The organism is Halomonas sp. DP4Y7-1 (genome assembly GCF_019800705.1).
Lineage (GTDB): Bacteria > Pseudomonadota > Gammaproteobacteria > Pseudomonadales > Halomonadaceae > Halomonas > Halomonas litopenaei_A.
In genome coordinates this window covers 37,689-52,064 of record NZ_JAHVKS010000004.1, presented here as the reverse complement: position 1 = coordinate 52,064, position 14,376 = coordinate 37,689, and the positions used below count along the sequence as shown (strand labels likewise).

The following is a 14,376-nucleotide window of genomic DNA, read 5'->3' as shown; positions in this document are numbered from 1 at the left end:
GTGCAGATGAAAGAGCCCGTTCGAGGCGCTTCAGCTCATCACTCATCTTTCCTCCTCCCCCCGGGCCAGCGCGCTCAGTTGTCGTTTCACCTCACTCATGCGCCAGGCCACGGTACCCTCAGATACCTCCAGCACCTCGGCCACCTGGGCCTGGGTCATGCCTTCACCCAGCGACAGCGCCACGGTGTCACGCAGCTCCATCGACAGCGTCGCCATTGCCCTGGCGAGCCAGCGCTGCTCATCGTCGCGCTGTCGATTGCGCCGATGTCGGTCTTGCTCCCAAGCCTCCCAGCCCTCGGCAGCCTTGCGCCGAGTAGCCTGCTGCCGGCGGCGATCATGGGCGGCGTTGACCGCGACCCGATACAGCCAGGTGGAAAAGGCAGCACGCCCGTCAAAACTCGGCAATTTATCGGGTAGTGCCAGACAGATGTCCTGAGTCAGATCCTCGGCCTCGGCGCGGCTTCCGGTCAGCCGCCAGGCCAGCGCAAACAGCCGATCGTAGTGGCGAGACAGCAGGCGCGCGAAGGCCTCACGCTCGCCTCCGGCAGCGCCCTTCACCAGTTCTATATCCGTTGGTACCCGGGCTTCGGGCTGTTGAATCGACAAGTGGCCGCTCCTCGCGGTCGGACTCTCGGAAAATCACATCACCCCACAGGGGGGGCGTCTTCATGTAAAGACGTCGCTGATGCCCTGATCCTTGGGCGGCCGAGAAAAAAAACCGCAGGCAGCATCCCTTGAACAGGAAGCCTCCACGTCTGTGCAAGGTAGTAGCATAAAAAAGAGGCGGCCCGTAGGCCGCCTCCCCGCGCTTTGCCACCCGGGCTTGCGCTCTGCTTCAAGACGCCAGGTATCGCTGCGCCCTGTCTTCGCTGCCTTGCCGTTCTTGACAGGGCAGCGTAGCGACTCAGGAGGGCAGCGTGCCGGCGCTCTTGTGGCGCAAGCGTTGAGCGCCCCAGATCGTCGCACCGAGCCCCAGCCCCACCAGATCGGTCACCAGTCCGCCAGCAATCATCGCCAGGGCAGCCACTCCCAGTACCAGCCTTGCCACCAAGCCCACAGGTGCTGCCAGGAAGTAGCCCTGAAGCGCCGCCGCCAGCAGATAGATACCGATGCTGGCGGTGACCGCCACCCTGACGATCTCCCACCAGGCTCCTTGCATCAGCAGCGCAGGGCTGTAGAAGAACATGAAAGGCACGATAAAGGCGGCCAGGCCGAACTTGAATGAGGTGGCCGCGGTCTTCAGCGCATTGGTGTTGGAGATCGCTGCCGCCGCGTAGCCCGCCAACGCCACTGGCGGCGTGATCGCCGACAACACCGCGTAGTAGAACACGAAGAAATGGGACACCAGCGGTGAGATGCCAATCTGCTGAAGTCCTGGCGCCACCACCGAGGCGGCCACCGCGTACGCTGCCGTGGTGGGCATGCCCATGCCCAGCAGGATCGAGATGCACATGGCGAAGAACAGCGCCAGGAAATGGCTGGTATCGGCAATTCCCAGCAGCATGGACGCAAAGCGCGCGCCCACCCCGGTCAGCGAGATGACGCCGACGATAATCCCGGCGCAGGCACACACCGCGATCAACGGCACCGACATCCGCGCGCCCAGCTCCAGCGCCCTGAGCAAGGCCTTCGGCCCCATCCAGTGCGGCGTCAGCCAGGACACCACGGCGGCGCTGACCATGGCCAGCGTGCCCGCACGGATGACCGAATACCCCATGAACAGCGTGGCGATCAGGATGATGATCGGCAGGAACAGGTAGACCCGCTTGACCATCTCCCCCACCTGGGGCAGCTGCTCCCTGGGCAGGCCCTGCATGCCATCCCGGCGCGCTTCCAGATCCACCATCAGGTAGATGGCGAGGAAGTACAACGCCGCCGGAATCAGCGCGGCAAAGGCAATCTCGGTATACGGGATACCGGTAATCTCGGCCATGATGAAGGCCCCGGCACCCATGATCGGCGGCACGATCTGGCCACCGGTGGAGGCCGCCGCCTCGATTCCCCCGGCACTCAGCGGGTGATAGCCGACCCGCTTCATCAGCGGAATGGTCAGCGACCCGGTCGCCACCACATTCCCGGCAGAGGTGCCGTTGATCATGCCCATCAGTCCCGAGGCAAAGACGGCTACCTTGGCGGGCCCACCCCTGGAGCGCCCGGCCATGGCAAAGGCAAAGTTGACGAAGTAGTCGCCCACCTTGGACGCCTGCAAGAAGGCGGCAAAGGTGATGAACAGAATGATGTAGGTCGACGATACCGCCGTGGTCGGCCCAAGCACCCCACTGTCGGTGTACAGATAAGTGAAGAAGCGCTTGGCAGTGTAGCCGTCGTGGGCCAGAATGCCGGGCAGGTAGGGGCCGGCGAAGGCATAGACCAGAAAGACGCTGGTGATGACGATCAGCGCCAGTCCCGCGATACGCCGCGTAAGCTCCATGATCAGCAGGATACCGCTGGCCGCGACCAGCCACTCAGCGGTGCCGACCAATGGTGTTCCCGCCGCCATGCGCCAACGGCCCAGGACAAAGATCAGGTAAGCGGCCACCACCAGTGCCGACACCATCAACGCCAGGTCCGGCCAGTGAATCCGGTCCCCTCGACTGCTCGGCGCCCGGCAGAAGGCCCAGCTTGCGAGCACGCCGAGCGTACTGGCAAGCGTCAGCGAGACGGCCAGATGTATCGGTAAAGCAGGGTGAAAGGCTGCGCCACGGGCATCGCTGAGTCCCCACAGCACCAGGGCACAACCCGCCGCATACAGGCTCGCCGCCAGGGTCAGCGTGGCCATCGCCCGCTCGGCGCCCGACGGCCGGCGCGCTCCACTTGTCACCGCATCAGGGTCTACCGACATCGCCGCGGTGATAGCGAACCCCACCAGCAGACCGCCTGCCACGTGAAGAATGCGAAAGGTCCAGGTTTCGATCGGCGCAATGTTCAGCGCATAGAGGTGCATCGCCGTAAACAGCACGCACCCCAGCATCACCGTCCGGCCGACCGGGCCGTCAAGCACGCGCTCATTGTGGGCACGGGGCAGGTCGTCGGCGCCCTCAGCCACCACCGTGTGCAGAGGAGCCACCTCGCCAGCGGGCTCCGCTTGTCTTGTCGTGGTCATGTTAGTTGTCCCTCAGATCACCAACGCCGAGACCCACCCAGGGCCTCGGTGCAAGGGCATCAAGGCCAGCCGCTACATCGGCCGGCCCATGCGCATCAGCCTTCCAGGTTGTCCGGGATGTCGTAGCCGTTTTCCTCGAACCAACGCACCGCTCCCGGGTGCCAGGGCATGAAGCTGTTCTGGGAAGCGTTCTCCGGCAGGGTTTCCTTGGCCGAACCGTGCACCTTGAGCATGCGCTCGTGCTCTTCCATCACCGTCTTAGTCACCTCATACACCAGCCCTTCGGGCATGTCCTTGTGGGTGATGGCAAAGTTCCAGATCGACACGGCTGGGGTCGGTTGTTCCAGCGACTGATAGGCACTCGCCGGAATCGACGAAGCGCTTAACGCAGGGAAGTCCTCCAGGAACTGCGCGCTTTCCTCCGGGGAGAACGAGAAGATATTGACGTCGGCTTGCGCCTCGAGCTGACTGAACGCGGAAACCGGTATACCGGAAGCGAAGGCAAAGGCATCGAGCAGGCCATCCTGGACCTGCCCCGCCTGATCAGCGGCGCCGCCATTGCGGGTGTCGACCTCGATACCCAGCTTGTCGAAGATCTGCGGGAAGTAGAGATCACCGGTACCACCGGCAGGCCCGATGCCGATGGTCTTGCCGTCCAGGTCAGCGACGGAGTCGATACCCGAATCCTTGAGCGCAATGACCTGCAGTGCGGTCTGGTACATCGGAAAGACCGCCCGCACGTCGGTGTGCTCGACCCCTGGCGCCAGCTGGCTGTTGCCTTGCCAGGCCTGATAGGCGGGTCCCATGGTGACCATGCCGAACTCATGCTCGCCCATCTGCACCATGGTGACGTTCTGCACCGGGCCACCGGTGACCTCGGCACCAAACGAAATGCCCGTGCGCTCGCCGACCAGGTTGCCCCAGCCGCTGCCGTAGATGTAATAGGTGGCACCCTGGCTGCCGGTACCGATGGTGACGCTCTGCGGCCAGTCTGCCGAGTCGTCGGAGGCGAAGACCGGGCTTGCGGCGGCAGCGATCAGTGCGCTGACAATAAGCGGTGTGGTGTTCATGGCGTTGCTCCTCGATATTGTGATTGTTGCTGGCAAGCCTCTTGCTGGGCTTGTGGAGCGGAGAGCCGATGATCTCCGGCTCCCCAGAGACTCACGCAGGTGGACATGACGCTGCGCGAGTCACGTCATCGCCCCCCGACGCCACGGCACCAGGGGGAGTCAGGCTTATCCCTGGGCTTCAATATCTGCACAGATGGCGGCGGTCACGTCTCGGGTAGTGGCGTCACCGCCCAGATCCCTGGTCTGCATGCCGGAGGCTGTCAGTCGTTCGATGGCTGCCATCAGGCGTTCTGCGGCAGTGGTTTCGCCGAGGTGTTCAAGCATCATCGCGGCCGTCCAGAACGACCCCACCGGGTTGGCAATGCCTTGGCCTGCGATATCAAAGGCGGAGCCGTGGATCGGCTCGAACATCGATGGAAAGTTGCGTTCCGGGTTCAGGTTGGCGGTCGGGGCGATGCCCAGGCTGCCGGACAGCGCCGCCGCCAGATCAGACAGAATGTCAGCGTGCAGGTTGGTGGCCACCACCACGTCCAGGGTCTCAGGCTTGAGCACCATGCGGGTGGTCACCGCATCCACCAGCTCCCGGTCGATCTCGACCTCGGGAAAGTCCTTGGCCACTTCGAAGAACAGCTGGTCCCAAAGCACCATGCCGTGACGCTGGGCATTGGACTTGGTCACCAGCGTCAGCTTCTTGCGCGGGCGGCTCTGGGCCAGCTCGAAGGCAAAGCGATGGATACGCTCGATGCCCTTGCGCGAAAAGATGGAGAGCTCAGTGCCAATCTCGTCAGGCAACCCCTGATGCACCCGGCCGCCGTTGCCGGAATACTCACCCTCACTGTTTTCACGGACGATCACCCAGTCGATCTTGTCGGCGCCTTGCAGGCGACTCTTGACCCCCGGCAGCACTCTGGCCGGACGTACATTGGCGTACTGATCGAACCCTTGGCAGATCGCCAGGCGCAGCTCCCACAGTGACACGTGGTCGGGCACGTCTTCGCTGCCCACAGCACCGAAATAGATGGCATCGAAGCCCTTCAGACGCTCCAGTCCACCGTCGGGAATGTACTGCCCCTGCTCCAGGTAGCGCTTGGAGCTCCAGTCAAAGTCTTCAAATTCGAAGCCGAAGTCGCCACTTTTCTTGGCCAGAGCCTGCAGTACTTGCTTGCCCGCTTCGATGACTTCCAGCCCGATCCCATCGCCGGGCATGATCGCTACCTTGTGTGTTCTCATCTGTCTTGGACCTCGTTGACGTACCAGAAAACCTGGTCATTGATGGTGTCAACGAAGGCTAAGTGACAGCAGGAAATAGCGGCAATAGACTGGCGGTTGAAGCTACCTTGACCCTAGGGTTAACCATGAAATCCATTGCCGATCTCGAATTCTTTGTCTACCTGTGCGAAGCCGGCAGCCTGTCCCGCGCCGCCAAGGACCTGGACATCACCCCTGCTGCGGCCAGCAAGCGATTGGCAAACATGGAGAAAGCGCTGGAGACTCAGCTGTTTTATCGCACCCCGCGTGCGATGAGTGTGACGCCGGATGGGGTGGTGATGCTGCGCTATGCCAAGCGAATGCTGGCCGATATGGCATCACTACAACGCGCCCTGAAGGTCAATTCCGACGACACCTCGGGACAGATTCGGATCAACGCGCCTTTCGGGTTTGGCCGCCGACATATCGCCCCTTTTGTTGCGACGTTTGTCGAACAATATCCCGGTATCGACTGCCAGCTTCAGCTATCGGACCACCCGCTCAACCTGGTGGCCAATGCCTTCGACATCGGCATTCGCTTCGGCAGCCTGCCTGACTCAGGACTGCATGCGCGCAAGATCGCCTCACATCGCCGCCTGCTGTGCGCCTCGCCAGCCTATCTGGACCGACACGGCCATCCCCGAACACCGGAGGAACTCAGCGATCACAACTGCATCGTGCTCAGGCAAAACGACGACACCTATGGCAACTGGCGCTTTACCCGCGGCGAGCGCCACCATCAGATCAAGGTCCGCGGCAACCTGTCCGCCAACGACGGTGAGAGTGTCCTGACCTGGGCGATGCGCGGACACGGCATCGCCGTAAGGGCAGAGTGGGACGTGCACGAGCATCTGGCGCAGGGACGACTGGTACAGGTACTGCCCGACTACCAGCTTCCCAACGCCGACATCTACGCCGTCTATCCCTACGCCGACCACCTGCCCACCCGCATTCGTCGCTTTATCGACCACCTGGTCAGCGAGATGGAAGCTCTGCCCTGTGCCCGATAGCCCCAGCTGCTGCTCCCGCCCCCGCTCCACGAGACGCGATAGAAAAACGGCCCGCCCTCACCGCGACTGTACCTGTTCGCTCCTGACGGCTTCCCTCCGCGCGTCCCTGCGCCTTTAATCAGCAAAGGGGGATAGCGCGCAACGCGCTTCATTCGACCAGTGGCACGCTCGTCGCCAACCTTCTTACACGGGATCTCGCCCCGCATCTCGCATGGAATGCTTCAGAGGACTCACTGCATGACGTTATCAAAGCGCGCACAGCGCCTTACTGGCTCTTCCATTCGTGAAATCCTCAAGATCACCGAGCGAGCCGACATCATCTCCTTTGCCGGTGGGCTCCCCTCTCCTGCCAGCTTTCCGGTCGGCCCGCTCAAGGACACGGTGATGAGGGTGCTTGCCGACGCCCCCGAGGCAGCCCTGCAATACGGTCCGACGGTAGGTATTGCGCCTCTACGACAGTGGGTCTCGAATCGCTTTGCCTCTCGCGGGGTCGCGATCGATCCGGACCGAGTGCTGATCACCAGCGGATCTCAGCAAGGACTGGACCTCATCGGTAAATGCCTTATCGACAGCAACAGCAAAGTGCTGGTGGAAACGCCCAGCTACCTGGGGGGCACTCCAGGCGTTCTCGCTCTATCACCCGCGTTTCTGCGCGATGCCTTCCGACCATGTGGGCATCGATGTCGACGCGCTTACGCCAGAGCTACTGAACGACGCACGGCTGCTGTACTGCCTGCCTAACTTCCAGAATCCCACCGGACGCTGCCTGCCACTGCCACGCCGTCAGGCACTGGTCGCCAAGGCCAAGGATGCTGGCGTGGCGGTGGTTGAAGATGATCCCTACGGCGAGCTGTCCTATCGCGGGGAGACGCTGCCCAGCCTGCTGTCCTACGATCCGGATAACGGCATCTATCTGGGATCGTTCTCGAAGGTACTGGCACCCGGTCTGCGACTGGGCTATATCGTGGCGCCGCCCTGGCTGTACCAGAAGCTGGTACAGACCAAACAGGCGGCCGATCTGCATAGCCCGAGCCTCAACCAATACCTTGCCTACGAACTCGTCAGGGACGGTTTTCTCGAAGGCCATATTCCAAGGATTCGCCAGCTCTATCGAGACCAGTGCCAGCTGATGCTATCAGCGTTAGACCGCAATTTTCCTGCCACCGCGAGCTGGACCCGACCTCAGGGAGGAATGTTCATCTGGGTGACGTTACCCGAGGCCATCGATACCCAGGCGCTGCTGGCTTCGGCGATAGATCGTGGGGTGGCTTTTGTCCCGGGCGCGCCCTTCTTTACCGAGAACGCACCGACCAACACGCTACGGCTATCCTTCGTCACCGTATCGGCAGAACGCATCGAGGCAGGTATTCGCCTGCTGGGTGAACTGATCCGGGCAGAGCTCGCCAGGTGATGCAGAGCGCCGAGCCATGTTCTTCCTGGACAGACTTCACCTGCGTCCAGGTTCGGAGTAGGCATCCGGCCGATATCGCTGCCACAGGTAATTTGGCTGGTTGACGGGGGTAAAGCCCAGCCCTTCATAGAGCCATGATGCGGTGCTGGTCGCCAGCAGGATGCGCCGAAGCGGAGCTACTTCTGTGCTGTGCTCTCTAGGGCAGTTCACTTCAGGGCAGTTCACTTCAGAGCCATTTACCTCAGGGCTATTCAGTAAAGCCAGTGTCAGCCGCTTTCCCAGGCCCTGCCCACGATGGTGGCTATCGACAAAAACGTCGCAGAGATAACCAAAGGTCGCAAAGTCGGTGACAAGCCGCGCAAAGCCAATCTGCTGAGTCCCGAGATAGGCGCCTGCACACAGGCTATGGTTGATACTAGTCCTGACACGCGCCAATGAAATACCCGCAGCCCAGGAGGATGTGGAGAGAAACGCATGGACAAAGGCAACATCTAGCCGAGCTTTCTCCAGCGAGATGACAATGGCATCAGAAGAATTGTCACTGTGACCCATGGCGCGACCAGTCGTGTAGTGGAGTTGCTCCTACACTATGCGAGCGGCGCCATCATCGACCAATGCTGGCTATGCACCAACGACTCGCAGCCGCCGAAGCACGGCGAGTTACAGCGACTGCCCGCAGGCGACGGCACTGGCCCATGCCCACTGGAAGTTGTAGCCGCCAAGCTCGCCGGTCACATCCAGGACCTCTCCGATAAAGCGCAGCTGCGGCAGGCCCTGGACCTCGAAGGTCTTCGAGGAGATGGCGTCGACCGCCACGCCCCCCATAGTTACTTCCGCGGTGCGCCAGCCTTCGGTACCGGCGGGCTTGATGCGCCAGCGGTTGAGGGATTCGGCCCAGGACGCGAGGCTGGCGTTGGAACGCTCGGCCAGCACGCCATCATCCCCGTGCCACTCCACCAGCGCCTGAGCCAGGCGCTTCGGGTAGCGCTCGGACAGCCAGGTCGACAAGCGCCGCTTCGGCGTCTCTCGGCGGGCGATACACAGCGCCTCAAAGGCGTCTTCACCGGGGAGCAGGTCAATCTCTAGGTCATCGCCGGGCTGCCAATAGCTTGATATCTGCAGCATGGCAGGGCCCGACAGCCCGCGATGGGTGAACAGCAGCGGCTCGCGGTACTCGCCACCGCGACAGCGGGCGACGACATCCGTCGACAGACCCGACAGTGCCGAAGCCCGCTCCTTCCATTGCGATGTCAGGGTGAACGGCACCAGGGCCGCCCGTGTCTCGGTGACCTCAAGCCCAAACTGGCGGGCGATATCGTAGCCAAAGCCACTGGCCCCCATGGTCGGAATCGACAGGCCTCCTGTAGCGATGACCACGGCTCCCGCCTCGATGCGACCGGCCGAGGTCGTCAGGCGCATGCCTTCCCCCTGGCGTTCGATGCACTCGACGCGGGTCTTCAAGCACAGCTCGACACCGGCCCAGTCACACTCGGTCAACAGCACGTTGAGCAGATCCTTGGCGGAGTCGGCGCAGAACAGCTGGCCGGGGGCCTTTTCCACGTACTCCAGACCGTGCCGCTCCACCAGCTCGACAAAATGATCGGGGCGATAGCGCTTGAGGGCCGAAATGCAAAAGTGCGGGTTCGCGGAAAAGAAGTTGGCAGCGGAGGTCGCCATATTGGTGAAGTTGCAGCGGCCGCCGCCTGACATCAGGATTTTCTTGCCCGGCTTGTTGGCGTGATCGATCACCATGACCGAGCGACCGGCGTAGCCGGCCGTGAGCGCACACATTAACCCCGCGGCACCCGCGCCAATGATGACCACATCCACCTTCATCCGACTGCTCCCCACACCCTGGCAAAGCCGCCAATACTAGCAAACAGTGCGCCATGAATCGCCCAGCTTCGACGCCCTGACGTCACGCTCTGCCATCTCGCGGGTGCAACGGGCGTGTGCAACGCTCTGTTGTTATCCGGCGAACGACTTGCGAAAACAATGTGCAAGTGCACCAGGCTCGGGCTATCAACGCCATGTCTCCGGCATGCTGTCGCTATACTCGGACATTCTGTCACTCAAGGTGACCCACCCGTTTCGTTGTCACGCTCCGCCGAAGGGCTGCCGGGTGTCGACGCCGCTGCTTCGCCCATGTCTATCAGGACGATTACCATGCCACTACGCTTACCACGGTCACCTTTCTTGCCGAAAACTGCATCACGGCACCGGAAAGGCTGCCTGGCATGGGCCAACGCCCTGCTCCCGGCGCTCGCTCTCTTTGCTACCCCCTCCCACGCTCAGCAGGCCCCCGGAGCCACACCGCAAGGACCGCCGCCTACCCCGATCATCGCTGCAGAGGTGGTGCTAGACGACTGGTCAGACCCGCTGGAATCTCTGGGCACGCTGTCCGCCAATGAGAGTGTCACCCTATCGGCCACGGTGACGGACACGGTGTCGGCGATCAATTTCGAGGGCGGTGAAGAAGTCAGCCAGGGCGATATTCTGGTAGAGCTATCCGATACCGAAGAGCGTGCGGCCCTGCGCGAGGCCCAGGCCTTGCGTACCGAGCGCCAGAACGCAGTCAACCGGTTCGCCCAACTGCAAAGCCGCAACCTGGCGCCGCGAGCCGATGTAGAAGACAGTCGTGCCCAGCTGCAGCAGGTGGATGCCACCATCGCCGGGTTCGAAGCCATGCTCGACAACTACCGCGTCCGCGCGCCCTTCGACGGCGTGGTCGGGGTACGCGATATCAGCGTGGGTACCCTGGTCACGCCGGGCACCGAGCTGACCACCCTCGACGACATCTCGCGCATGAAGCTCGACTTCGACGTTCCTGAGGTGCAGCTGGGGTCGCTATCGCGTGGTCTTAGTCTGTCCGCCACGACCGCCGCCTATCCAGAGCGTGTATTCGAGGGCGAGATCGCCACCATCGATTCTCGAGTGGACCCGGTGAGTCGCAGCATCACCGTGCGTGCTCTGCTCGACAACGACGAACGCCTGCTGCGGCCAGGAATGCTGATGCGTGTGACCATTGCCCGAAGCCCCCGCCAGGCGCTGGTCATTCCCGAGTCGGCCCTGGTCCCCGAAGGCCAGCGCCAGCGGGTCTGGGTGTTGCCCTCACGGGAGGACAGCGATGTGGTGCAGCGAGATATCGAAGTCGGCTCTCGCCGCGAGGGCGACGTCGAGGTCATCGACGGACTCGAGGCTGGAGAGCTGGTCGTGACCCACGGCAACGATCGACTGCACGAGGCTTCCCGGGTCGAGCTGATCGGCATCGAGGACGAGACCACCAGCGTCAGCGACATCCTGCTTGAGCAGCGCCAGGAGGGGGACCGCTGATGCGCCTGTCCGATGTGTCCGTCCAGCGACCGGTGCTGGCCACCGTCATGGCCGCGCTGATTGTCGCCTTTGGCCTGCTTGCCCTGACCCGCCTGCCGCTGCAGGAATATCCCACCATCGACCCGCCCATCGTCAGCATTCGCACCGCTTACCCTGGCGCCTCAGCCGATGTGGTCGAGACCCGCATTACCCAGGTGCTGGAGGAGCGTATCGCCGGCATCGCCGGGATCGAGGTCATTTCGTCTACGTCTACTGACGGCAATTCGAACATCAACGTCGAGTTCAGCCTGTCCACCGATATCGACGCCGCCGCCAACGACATGCGCGACCGGATCTCTGGCGCCGCCGACAACTTGCCCGATGAAGCCGACCCACCGGAGGTGCGCAAGGAAGACACCAGCTCCGAGGTGGTGATGTGGCTGATGCTGTCCGGCGAGGGCTACACCACGGCAGAGCTGACCGACTACGCCGAACGCTATCTGGTGGACAGCTTTTCTGTCCAGGAAGGCGTTTCGGGGGTGTTCGTCGGTGGCGCCAAGGAATACGCCATGCGGGTGTGGCTCGACAACGATGCCCTGGCCGCCCGCGGGCTGACCGTCAGTGACGTGGAGTCGGCCCTGCGGGCAGAAAACGTGGAGCTGCCCGGGGGCGCGGTGGAATCCCAGGACCGCCAGTTCATGGTACGCCTGCCGCGCAGCTTCTCGACCCCGGAAGACTTCCGTGCGCTGGTGCTGGACCGCGGCGAAGGCGGCTACCTGGTCAGGCTGTCCGATGTCGCCCGGGTAGAGCTTGGGACCGTGGAGGAGCGCTCGCTGTTTCGCGGCAACGGCAACACGGTGGTGGGGCTCGGCATGGTCAAGCAGTCCACCGCCAACGTCATGGCCCTGTCCAGTGCCGTGCGCGCCGAGATGGAGCGCCTCTCCCCTCGCCTGCCCGATGGCATGAGCCTGTCGCTCAACTATGACGCCTCGACCTTCGTTTCCGGCGCCATCCGCGAGGTGGTCAGTACCCTGTTGATCGCCATTGGCCTGGTGGTCGTGGCGATCTTCGTGTTTCTCGGCAACCTGCGCACCACCCTGGTCCCTGCGGTCACCGTGCCGGTTACCCTGATCGGCACCTTTGCGGCCCTGGCCGCCATGGGCTTTACCATCAACCTGCTGACGTTGCTCGCCCTGGTGCTGGCCATCGGCCTGGTGGTGGACGACGCCATCGTAGTGCTCGAGAACATCCACAGGCGCATGCACCTGTACGGCGAAACGCCCTTGGTGGCCGCCTTCCGCGGCGCCCGCCAGCTGGCCTTTGCGGTGATTGCCACCAGCCTGGTGCTGATCGCCGTATTTGTGCCGCTGAGCTTCATCCAGGGAGACGTCGGCAAGCTGTTCACCGAATTTGCCCTGACACTGTCAGCGGCGGTGGCCATTTCCACCCTGCTGGCGCTGACCCTGACACCAATGATGGCCTCCAAGATCCTGTCATCGAGTCTCCACGAAGGGCGCCTGGCTCACCTTGTCGATCAAGGCTTGCAGCGTGCTCAGGGGGTCTATCGGCGCTGCCTTGAGGCGGTCCTGAAAGCGCGCTGGCTGGTGGTGGCCTGCTTCGTCGCCATGCTCGCCGGCATCGCCTGGCTCTACCCACAGCTACCCGCCGAGTACACGCCCAGAGAGGACCGCGGCACCTTCTTCGTCATCATCAGCGGTCCCCCTGGCGCCACCTTCTCCTATATGGAGGACTACATGGACGAGGTGGAGGCCCGACTGCTCCCGCTGCGCGAGTCCGGCGAGGTCGAGCGCGTGTTGATCATCGCCCCCCAGGGCCGCGGCAATACCGAGAACTTCAATTCTGGCTTCAGCATCATTGGCCTGTCGGACTGGGCCGAACGACGCCCCGCCTGGCCGATCATGAACGAAGTTCGCCAATCCCTGGCAGAACTGCCAGGCATTCGTGCCTTCCCGGTCATGCGCCAAGGCTTCGGTGGGGGTACCGAACAGGGCCTGCAGTTCGTGCTGGGCGGCGGCAGCTATGAACAGCTGGCCACCTGGCGCGATGCATTGATGGACCATATCCGCCAGACCAACCCCAACCTGCTCAACCTGGAAAGTGACTACGAGGAGAATCAGCCCCAGCTCAACGTCAATATCGACTACACCCGGGCGGCGGACCTTGGCGTCACCGTCAGCGAGATTGGCCGCACCCTGGAGACCCTGCTCGGCGGGCGCACAGTGACCCGTTTCACCGATCAGGGCGAGGAGTACGACGTTATCCTCGAGGGTGAACGCGGCTCCAACCCAACCCCCAGTTCACTGGACAACGTGCGGGTGCGCTCCGATCGTAGCGGCGAGCTGATTCCGCTCTCAAGTCTGGTCACCGTGGAAGCCTTCGCCGGCCCCAGCCAGCTCAATCGCTACAACCGGCTGCGTGCGGTGACGCTTCAGGCCGACCTGGCCGACGGTTACTCCATGGGCGAGGCCCTCGACTATCTCGAAAATGCCGTCAACGAGGTGCTGCCAGCGGGCGTACAGACCGACGTCAAAGGCGCGGCCCGTGACTATCGGGAGTCCACGGGCGCGACCACTTTCCTGCTGGTGCTCGGGACGCTGGTGGTGTTCCTGGTCCTGGCGGCCCAGTTCGAGAGCTTTATCCACCCCCTGGTGATCATGCTGACAGTACCGCTGGCCATCGGCGGCGCCCTGCTCGGGCTGTGGCTGACGGGACAGTCCCTCAATATCTACAGTCAGGTAGGGCTGGTCATGCTGGTGGGGCTGGCGGCCAAGAACGGTATCCTGATCGTCGAATTCGCCAATCAGCTGAGAGATGAAGGCATCGCCTTCCGTGAAGCGCTGATGCGAGCCGCCATGACGCGCCTGCGGCCCATCGTGATGACCTCGGTGACCACCATCGCCGGCAGCGTACCGCTGATCCTGTCCAGCGGCGCCGGCGCCGAGACCCGAATGGTCATCGGCACGGTGATCTTCACCGGCGTCGCCGCAGCCACTTTCTTTACGCTGTTCGTGGTACCGGTGGCCTACGACCTGATGGCACGCCGCACCGGGTCTCCCGGGGATGTGGCGCGCAAGCTGGAACGTGAAATGGAACAATCGCCGGAAGCCCACTGAAGCAGAGCGTCGCAGGCCCGCTTGCTCAAGACAGCTGGCCAGGCGCTCCAGGGCATCGACACCCTGGATATCAGTGGGCAACCAAGGC

11 protein-coding genes are annotated in these 14,376 nt (G+C 63.0%); 5 read left to right on the top strand and 6 right to left on the bottom strand.

The features are described 5' to 3' along the window. Positions 1-42 precede the first annotated feature (42 nt). From KUV72_RS09205 to KUV72_RS09190, 4 genes are all read right to left on the bottom strand, one after another. Positions 43-606 carry an RNA polymerase sigma factor gene (locus KUV72_RS09205; protein WP_222238093.1) on the bottom strand — a complete coding sequence of 188 codons (564 nt, stop codon included), beginning with the start codon at positions 604-606 and terminating at the stop codon, positions 43-45. Between the two features lie 298 nt (positions 607-904). Next, positions 905-3,103, bottom strand: a complete 2,199-nt coding sequence (locus KUV72_RS09200; protein WP_222238092.1) for a TRAP transporter permease — start codon at positions 3,101-3,103, stop codon at positions 905-907. 95 nt (positions 3,104-3,198) lie between these two features. After that, positions 3,199-4,173, bottom strand: coding sequence for a TAXI family TRAP transporter solute-binding subunit (locus KUV72_RS09195; protein ID WP_222162940.1), 975 nt, complete (start codon positions 4,171-4,173; stop codon positions 3,199-3,201). A gap of 165 nt (positions 4,174-4,338) precedes the next feature. Further along, positions 4,339-5,403, bottom strand: coding sequence for a tartrate dehydrogenase (locus KUV72_RS09190; RefSeq protein WP_206936919.1), 1,065 nt, complete (start codon positions 5,401-5,403; stop codon positions 4,339-4,341). 125 nt (positions 5,404-5,528) lie between these two features. Between KUV72_RS09190 and KUV72_RS09185 the strand changes: the two genes are divergently transcribed. The 3 genes from KUV72_RS09185 to KUV72_RS09175 all read left to right on the top strand — a co-directional run bounded on the left by KUV72_RS09185 (position 5,529) and on the right by KUV72_RS09175 (position 7,842). Beyond that, a complete protein-coding gene (locus tag KUV72_RS09185) occupies positions 5,529-6,431 on the top strand; it encodes a LysR family transcriptional regulator (protein WP_222238091.1) in 903 nt (300 codons plus the stop codon). 237 nt (positions 6,432-6,668) lie between these two features. Continuing rightward, positions 6,669-7,172, top strand: coding sequence for a hypothetical protein (locus KUV72_RS09180; protein ID WP_222238090.1), 504 nt, complete (start codon positions 6,669-6,671; stop codon positions 7,170-7,172). After that, positions 7,087-7,842 carry a PLP-dependent aminotransferase family protein gene (locus KUV72_RS09175; protein WP_222238089.1) on the top strand — a complete coding sequence of 252 codons (756 nt, stop codon included), beginning with the start codon at positions 7,087-7,089 and terminating at the stop codon, positions 7,840-7,842. Before KUV72_RS09180 ends, KUV72_RS09175 begins: the two co-directional genes overlap by 86 nt. Before the next feature lie 36 nt (positions 7,843-7,878). Here the strand turns inward: KUV72_RS09175 and KUV72_RS09170 are convergent, their stop codons facing one another. Together KUV72_RS09170 and KUV72_RS09165 are read right to left on the bottom strand one after the other, a co-directional pair. Beyond that, positions 7,879-8,394 carry a GNAT family N-acetyltransferase gene (locus KUV72_RS09170; protein ID WP_222238088.1) on the bottom strand — a complete coding sequence of 172 codons (516 nt, stop codon included), beginning with the start codon at positions 8,392-8,394 and terminating at the stop codon, positions 7,879-7,881. A gap of 108 nt (positions 8,395-8,502) precedes the next feature. Then, complete coding sequence (locus KUV72_RS09165) at positions 8,503-9,678, bottom strand: NAD(P)/FAD-dependent oxidoreductase (RefSeq protein WP_222238087.1); 1,176 nt, start codon at positions 9,676-9,678, stop codon at positions 8,503-8,505. 330 nt (positions 9,679-10,008) lie between these two features. Between KUV72_RS09165 and KUV72_RS09160 the strand changes: the two genes are divergently transcribed. Both KUV72_RS09160 and KUV72_RS09155 read left to right on the top strand, forming a co-directional pair. Next, complete coding sequence (locus KUV72_RS09160; RefSeq protein ID WP_206936914.1) at positions 10,009-11,175, top strand: efflux RND transporter periplasmic adaptor subunit; 1,167 nt, start codon at positions 10,009-10,011, stop codon at positions 11,173-11,175. After that, the gene (locus KUV72_RS09155; protein ID WP_222238086.1) at positions 11,175-14,288 is read left to right on the top strand and encodes an efflux RND transporter permease subunit; all 3,114 of its coding nucleotides are present in this window, start codon (positions 11,175-11,177) and stop codon (positions 14,286-14,288) included. Before KUV72_RS09160 ends, KUV72_RS09155 begins: the two co-directional genes overlap by 1 nt. The last annotated feature ends 88 nt before the right edge of the window (positions 14,289-14,376 follow it).

What these genes read in the sequence shown, in the direction of transcription:
- KUV72_RS09155 (WP_222238086.1), top strand. Translation starts at nt 11,175, where the DNA reads ATGCGCCTGTCCGATGTGTCCGTCCAGCGACCGGTGCTGGCCACCGTC.
- KUV72_RS09190 (WP_206936919.1), bottom strand. Translation starts at nt 5,403, where the DNA reads ATGAGAACACACAAGGTAGCGATCATGCCCGGCGATGGGATCGGGCTG.
- KUV72_RS09175 (WP_222238089.1), top strand. Translation starts at nt 7,087, where the DNA reads ATGCCTTCCGACCATGTGGGCATCGATGTCGACGCGCTTACGCCAGAG.
- KUV72_RS09160 (WP_206936914.1), top strand. Translation starts at nt 10,009, where the DNA reads ATGCCACTACGCTTACCACGGTCACCTTTCTTGCCGAAAACTGCATCA.
- KUV72_RS09185 (WP_222238091.1), top strand. Translation starts at nt 5,529, where the DNA reads ATGAAATCCATTGCCGATCTCGAATTCTTTGTCTACCTGTGCGAAGCC.
- KUV72_RS09180 (WP_222238090.1), top strand. Translation starts at nt 6,669, where the DNA reads ATGACGTTATCAAAGCGCGCACAGCGCCTTACTGGCTCTTCCATTCGT.
- KUV72_RS09165 (WP_222238087.1), bottom strand. Translation starts at nt 9,678, where the DNA reads ATGAAGGTGGATGTGGTCATCATTGGCGCGGGTGCCGCGGGGTTAATG.
- KUV72_RS09200 (WP_222238092.1), bottom strand. Translation starts at nt 3,103, where the DNA reads ATGACCACGACAAGACAAGCGGAGCCCGCTGGCGAGGTGGCTCCTCTG.
- KUV72_RS09195 (WP_222162940.1), bottom strand. Translation starts at nt 4,173, where the DNA reads ATGAACACCACACCGCTTATTGTCAGCGCACTGATCGCTGCCGCCGCA.
- KUV72_RS09170 (WP_222238088.1), bottom strand. Translation starts at nt 8,394, where the DNA reads ATGGGTCACAGTGACAATTCTTCTGATGCCATTGTCATCTCGCTGGAG.